Here is a 6,408-nt window from a genome sequence, read left to right as displayed (position 1 = left end):
GATCGATTCAGAACTTTCGCGCGTTGTCACGCCCTAATTCACCCGATTGCCCTGGGCCAGCGTCTTCTCGCCCTTGATGGCCGCAAGGGCCACCTTCGCCTTGAAAGCCGGAACGTGGTTCAGGCGCGGTCGTCTCGCCATAAGATGTCTCCTGTCTCGGCATCGTCGCCGATCTCGGGCACGAATTCCACTTATCGCCCTGTCCAGATTTCCCCCGCCAGCTCTTCGACGGGCTGGCCCGGGAATACCGTCTCCGAAAAACGGTTCATTCGCTTGAGCCCGGGGGTCGGCGTGGTCTGGTACGACGGCACAGCGCCCTGGGACGCCGTGTTGGGTTTGCCGGAGCCAAGTGACGACACCGGCTCCTGACTTGCTGACGGCGCACGGACGGCGGCCTGTCAATGGCACCTGAAGATGTCCGGTTTTCATAGCACATCAAATGTCCGCTGCTGATGTTGGGCCTGTGGGGTTGTGGGCGGGGCGCAGCGCCGTCCACAAATCCACAGGCCGGGCCGCCGAGCGGAGTTAAGCGGCCTGTCTGGCGTCGGCGCCGGAAACGAGGGTTCCGTCGTCGGTGTAGCGGGCCAGGCAGCGCGGCCCATGGAACAGAGCGAGCCCGCCGGCCGGATAGCGGCGCACCAGGACCGTCGCCTTGACGAAGTGGTGGCGGTGGGCCTGGGGCGGGATTTGCAGCACCAACCCGTCGTAGCGCACGCAGTTGTCCTTGCCGACCTGGCGGGTTTCCTGGACGCACAGGGCTTCGGCCAGCGGCGGGCCGACGTAGGGGACGAACGCCGTTCCGTCCTCCGCCGCCTTCACGGCGAAGCGGGCGTTGTAGGCCGGCAGGAAAACGTCGCGGATATAGCGGTCCGCGTCGGCGACGGACTCGATCCCCGCCAGCCGCAGCTCTTGCGGCAGCCGTCCCTGAAAGCTCTGGAACAGCCGTTCCATGCGCCCCCTCGCCTCGGGCGAGTAGGAGGGAATGTGCTGGATGCCAAGACGCGCCAGCGCGTGGCCGACCTGGGTCGGTTTCGTCTTGTCCACGGGTCCGCCAGCCTTCGGCGTGTGGAAATAGTGGCTGCCCCGGTCGGTATAGAGCGAACTGAACAGCCCGTGCGCCGCGATCACCTCGCCGAGGCCGCGCAGCGTGCTCATGGTGCCTTCCTCGTCCACCAGGAAGGCCGAATACACCGTGCCGGTCGCGTCATCCATCGTCGCGATCAGGTCAAAGTCCCGCTCCAGCCCCGGGATCCAGCGGTAAGGCGACCCGTCCTGCATCAGCATCATCCCTGGCAGTGGCCGACGCGGCCGGCGCCGCCGGTGCGGTGACCGCCGCCGGCCCGGCTTCAATCGGCCCGCCTTCTGCAACTGGGTCTTCGTGAACGTGTAGCTGAAGGGCCAGCCGTGATCCGCCTTCAGCCGCTCGTGGAAGTGCTTGGCGTTGAAGTCAAAATACCGCGTGTCGAACTGCTCGAGCATCCACTCGATCCGGTCCACCGGCACAGCCCGGCCAGATGTCCGGCCACGGCGCCGGTCGATCAGCCCTTCCGCGCCATCCGCCTCGTACTTGTCCCGCAGTCGGCGAAAGTGCCGCTCCGAAATCCCCAGCCACTCCGCCGCCTCAAGGCAGCTCAATCGCCCTCCGCGATGGCGCTCCAGCGCCTCCACCATCCGGGCCATCCTGACCTCCGGTAGCATCCGATCCCCCCGGTCTGGAACCTCTCCAAAAACCGGACAGATCGTGTGCTACAGAAACCGGACATATCACGTGCTACGGACACGTCGGGGGCGGTCTTCGCCTTCCGGGGTCGTCGTGGCGACAGGGTGAAGCTGCTGTATTGGGATGGCCAGGGCTTCTGCCTGTACTACAAGGTGCTGGAGCATGGCCGCTTCCCCTGGCCGTCGCCGGCCGACGGGACGGTCCGGCTGACGCCGGCCCAGCTGGCGATGCTGTGGGAGGGGATCGACTGGCGGCGCCCGGCGTGGACCGCGCCGCCTGCCCGCGTGGTGTGATTTTCTGAACGGAATCAGCGAGGTAAAGCTGGAGCAGAGGATCCCGGCCGGGTATAATCCGGTCATGACGACGACGCCCGACACCCTGCCCGATGATCCCGCCGTTCTGAAGGCGATGCTGCTGGCCAAGACGGAAGAGGTCAGCCGCATGGCGACGTCGCTGCGGGCCTACGAGGCGATGGTGGAGGCGCTGAAGCTGCGCATCGCCCGCCTGAAGCGGCAAAAGTTCGGGCGCAGTTCCGAGAAGATCGACCGCGAGATCGCGCAACTGGAACTGGCCCTGGAAGGGCTCGAGGTGGCGCGGGCGGTGGCCGAACCGGCACCGGCCGAGGACGAAGAGGCCGCCCCGTCCCCCGAGACCAGCACCGCATCGGAGACGGACCAGCCGAGCCAGAAGACCGCACCGCGCCGGCGCGGCAAGCCCAAGGTGGCGCCGGACACCCCGCGCGAGCGCATCGTCCTGGACCCCGGCGAGCACTGCCCGGACTGCGGAGGGCCGCTGCGTCTGGTCGGTGAGGACGTGGCCGAGATCCTGGACTTCATCGCGGCCAAGCTGAAGGTGGTGGAGACGGCGCGGCTGAAGAAGTCCTGCCGGCACTGCCAGACCATGGTGCAGCCGCCGGCGCCGACGCGGCCGGTGGAACGCGGCATGGCCGGCCCCGGTCTGCTGGCGCATATCCTGGTGTCGAAGTACGACGACCACCTGCCGCTGTACCGTCAGGCCGAGATCCTGGCCCGCCACGGCGCCGACATCCCGCGCTCCACGCTGATCGACTGGTGCGGCCAGGGCGTTGCGACGCTGCGCCCGCTGATCGAGCGCATCAAGGCTTCGGTCCTGGCGGCCGACCGCCTGCACGCCGACGACACGCCGATCCGGGTGCTCGATCCGGGCCGACGCAAGGCGACCGGCGACGAACCCGGCGTCAAGGAAGGCCGCATCTGGGCCTATGTCCATGATGACCGGCCCTGGGGCGGCACCGACCCGCCGGCGGTCGCGTATTTCTTCTCGCCGGACCGCAAAGGTGAACATCCGCAACGACATTTGGCCAACTTCCGGGGCATCCTGCAGGCGGACGCCTATGCGGGGTTCCGCAAGCTGTACGAGGCTCGGGACGGCACCGCTCCGCGTGTGCGTGAGGCGGCATGCTGGGCACACCTGCGGCGCGACTTTCATGATGTCTGGAAAGCGACGGACTCGCCCCTCGCCCGGGACGCGCTCGAACAGATCGGCGCGCTGTACGACATCGAGCGCCGCATCACCGGGCTGCCTGCGGAACAGCGTCTTGCCATCCGTCAGGCCGAAAGTCGCCCCAGGGTCGAGGCCTTCAAGACGTGGTGCGAGACCCAGCTGCCGCGTATCCCCGGCAAGAGCGACCTGGCCAAGGCCATGCGCTACGCCCTCGGGCGCTGGTCCGCATTCACGCTGTTCCTGGAGAACGGCGAGGTGGCCATCGACAACAATCCGGCCGAGCGGGCCATCAAACCCGTGGTCCTGGGCCGCAAGAATTTTCTGTTCGCCGGGTCCGACAGCGGCGGCGAGGTCCTGGCCGACGCCATGACCCTCATCGAGACCGCCAAGATGAGCGGCCTGAACCCCGAGGCCTACCTCACCGACATCCTGGCCCGGATCAACGATCACAAGATCAACCGCCTGGACGAACTGCTGCCCTGGAACTGGCGCGCAACCGACGCCCGCCACACCGCTGCCGCGTAACCCCAAGCCCCAATCCCCGCGGCCCAGAGCGGCCGCTTACACCCCGTCCGTCCCTGTGGGGGGGTGATCGGTATGGCACAGGCGGGATATTGAAAGATTTACCGGAACATATTGGGATACCTAAAAAATTTGGGCCGACGGGCAAAAATGGATTTGGCACACTCTGATCGGATTTGATCGGCGATCGGCAGGGAATTGGCACACGACCGATCGCCGATCAAGCGCGGTCAATCGCCGCAGGCCTCCATAAGCGGAGCGTTAAGGGCCGCCTCAATCGCGGGATCCAGGTCGGTAAATAAAATACGGGCGGACTGGCCGCTGGACGCAAACAGTTGAAAACCGACGTAACCGCCGAAGACGTTGCGGGCGTTAACTTCGCCGCACACGAGCTTGCCAGCGGTGTGTTCTACAATTCGAATATTGCGAAACTGCGCGCTGTCCGGGTCGCGTAGCTTTTGCCTTACGGCCGTTTTGGCGCCGGCGATCATATCGTCTTCGTCGCCACTTAGCATCAAGAACCCCTTACCGTTAAGGGCCATCATGCCGAGGAGTTGGGCGCTTTCGGCACGCGCGGACTCCGGATCGTCGTAGGCGACCGCCGGGGTGGCCAGGGTGAGAGCGGCGGCGAGGAGGGTGGCGGAGAAGAGCGGGCGGGGCATGGGGGCCTCCGAAAGACAGATAGACCGAAGGTATACGTGCGGAACGTTGATTGCACACGCGAAATCGCGCTAGGCAACGTAGGGTCAGGCGCGAACCAACCTCAAGCCGAGTGTTTACCATGCTCGGCGGTCGTTGGCGACGCCAATACGTCGCGGCGCAGTTGGGCTAACCCCATGTTGAGGGCGGCGCGTTGGGCATCCGCGTTGCCCTGGCACGCGGCCAGGACGTCGTCGTGTAGGCGGGCGGCCAGCCGGCCGGCCGAGCGGTCGTCGATCCGGGCGTTTAACTCCCTGTAAACGCGCTGTAATCCCTCCAAACACAGGCCTAAAAGGTCGGCGTCAGTGGCGCCCGCCGTGGTGGCGCCGGACGGGGCGGACGGCGACTCGGGCGCGGCGCGGATGTGGGCCGGGCCGGCGCCGGTCAGCAGCCAGTCGAGGCGGACGCCGATGGCCGTGGCGATCGCCTCCAGGTGCCGGCGGTCCTCGCTCGCTCCGGCCTCAAGGGCCTGAATTTCCACGACTTTCAGACCGACATCGGCGGCGAACCGCTCCAGGAGCATGGTGCCGCGCAGGATCCGCACGCGCTCGGCGACGGTCTGGCGGGCCGGCTCGGGCTCCGGTTCGGGCGGGGACTCGGCCGCGACCTGGTCCCGGCGCATCGGGCCTTCGCCGGTGAGCAACCAGTCGACCGTGACGCCGGCGTATTGGGCGATCCGCACCAAGTGCGGCGCCTTGGGTATGCCACCCTCGTTCCACGCGCGGTTCCAGGTGCTGGTGGGGACGCCAGCGCCTTTCGCCCACTGAAACGGCGGTGTTTTGCCCACCAGGTCGCCGAGCCGCGCGCGAAAGCCGGCATCCGTGTCCATTTCGGAGTTCACGGCCCGAACTCCGAAATTTGTGCAAGGGAGCGGTGCGCGTTTCGGACTTCCATTTTTTCCATCGTTTTCAACGTATTGCGAGCGGTAATGCCGATTTCGGGAACGACGGAAGTCCGAAACGGAAATTCACGCTTGCGTGTGCCCGAAAATGGCAATCGGCTCCCTCCCATGACACAGGAAGCGACACCCATTGCGGTCCCAAAAAACCCCGCCGAGCGGCGGGTGTGGATCATCCAGCGGTTGCGCGGGCGGGGCTGGACCCTGCGCGCGCTGGCCCGGGAGGTCGGCGTGGCGCCGCAGACGATTGCCGCCTGTATCGACGCACCAAACGCCAACATCGAGCCGGTGTTGGCCGAGGCCCTGGGGCTGACGCCCCGGGACGTGTGGCCCGAGCGCTGGTCCCCCGAGACCGGCCGGCGTCTGGCGCAGGTCCGGCACCCCCGGAAGCGGCGCCTACCCCATCACCCTACACAGACCGCCCCCGGTGGTCAGCGGCAAAAGGAGCACGCGGCATGAGCACGGATCGTGTCAGGGGCGAGCGGCGCCGCAGCGGGAAACCCTCGGTGTCGGAAGGGGGCTCGGGCATCGTGTTTGACACGGGGTGGCTGCGTTGGTGCGCGCTGGCCCTGGGCGGGAAGAGGCGCCCTCGTGGCTCCGATCTGGACCGCCTGACACGCGCCACGGAACGCCTAGCCTGGGCGGTTGAAGACCTCACGCGCGAGATCGGTGACCTGCGCCAGGTCACGTCGGCGCCGAAGGCTCGTCGTCATGATTGATGCCTTCGACCAATTTGGCGGCCTTCAGGCGATCCCAGGCTCGAACGTGTGTGGCGCCCAATCCTCCCTCCACCGCATCGACCGCGATGTCCAGGCGGCCGACGCGGTCGCCGGTTTCGTCGTCGAAGATTTCGAACGCTGCAACGTGTTCCCGAGCACGGGTCGCAAACAGACGTATTCCGGTCATTTCGATCTTGATCACAGTTCCCTCCTCGGTGGTGTGGCAACCCCGAGTGTAGGGATCGCCCGGACGGTTGTCTCCATCACGCGCGCGTATGCCTCCACGCGCGCCAGGGGTGCGGCCGTCCGGGCGCTCATGCCGAGCCTGCGGGCGGGCGACTCCGTTTCGCGCGGGGCGCCCGCCCGTC

7 protein-coding genes are annotated in these 6,408 nt (G+C 66.9%); 3 read left to right on the top strand and 4 right to left on the bottom strand.

Translation table 11 applies throughout. The annotated features are described in order from the left end of the window. Positions 1–525 precede the first annotated feature (525 nt). Positions 526–1,680 carry an ISNCY family transposase gene (locus tag Q0309_RS10325; RefSeq protein WP_299440261.1) on the bottom strand — a complete coding sequence of 385 codons (1,155 nt, stop codon included), beginning with the start codon at positions 1,678–1,680 and terminating at the stop codon, positions 526–528. Positions 1,681–1,743: 63 nt separating this feature from the next. Here Q0309_RS10325 and tnpB point away from each other — a divergent pair, with 63 nt between their 5' ends. Then, positions 1,744–2,013 carry an IS66 family insertion sequence element accessory protein TnpB gene (gene tnpB / locus Q0309_RS10320; RefSeq protein WP_299440259.1) on the top strand — a complete coding sequence of 90 codons (270 nt, stop codon included), beginning with the start codon at positions 1,744–1,746 and terminating at the stop codon, positions 2,011–2,013. 64 nt (positions 2,014–2,077) lie between these two features. Then, entirely contained in the window at positions 2,078–3,727 is a 1,650-nt protein-coding gene (locus tag Q0309_RS10315) for an IS66 family transposase (RefSeq protein WP_299440257.1), read from the top strand. 227 nt (positions 3,728–3,954) lie between these two features. Here the strand turns inward: Q0309_RS10315 and Q0309_RS10310 are convergent, their stop codons facing one another. Both Q0309_RS10310 and Q0309_RS10305 read right to left on the bottom strand, forming a co-directional pair. Next, positions 3,955–4,386, bottom strand: a complete 432-nt coding sequence (locus Q0309_RS10310) for a hypothetical protein (protein WP_299440255.1) — start codon at positions 4,384–4,386, stop codon at positions 3,955–3,957. Positions 4,387–4,487: 101 nt separating this feature from the next. After that, a complete protein-coding gene (locus Q0309_RS10305; RefSeq protein ID WP_299440253.1) occupies positions 4,488–5,264 on the bottom strand; it encodes a helix-turn-helix transcriptional regulator in 777 nt (258 codons plus the stop codon). 168 nt (positions 5,265–5,432) lie between these two features. Here Q0309_RS10305 and Q0309_RS10300 point away from each other — a divergent pair, with 168 nt between their 5' ends. Continuing rightward, the gene (locus Q0309_RS10300; protein ID WP_299440251.1) at positions 5,433–5,780 is read left to right on the top strand and encodes a helix-turn-helix domain-containing protein; all 348 of its coding nucleotides are present in this window, start codon (positions 5,433–5,435) and stop codon (positions 5,778–5,780) included. A 225-nt stretch (positions 5,781–6,005) separates the two neighbouring features. Here Q0309_RS10300 and Q0309_RS10295 read toward each other — a convergent pair whose 3' ends face one another. Further along, positions 6,006–6,242, bottom strand: coding sequence for a hypothetical protein (locus Q0309_RS10295; protein WP_299440249.1), 237 nt, complete (start codon positions 6,240–6,242; stop codon positions 6,006–6,008). Positions 6,243–6,408: the final 166 nt, after the last annotated feature.

It is taken from the genome of uncultured Rhodospira sp., assembly GCF_937138205.1.
GTDB lineage: Bacteria > Pseudomonadota > Alphaproteobacteria > Rhodospirillales > Rhodospirillaceae > Rhodospira.
Note: the sequence above shows the minus strand (reverse complement) of the source record. Positions and strands in the feature narration are given on the sequence as shown.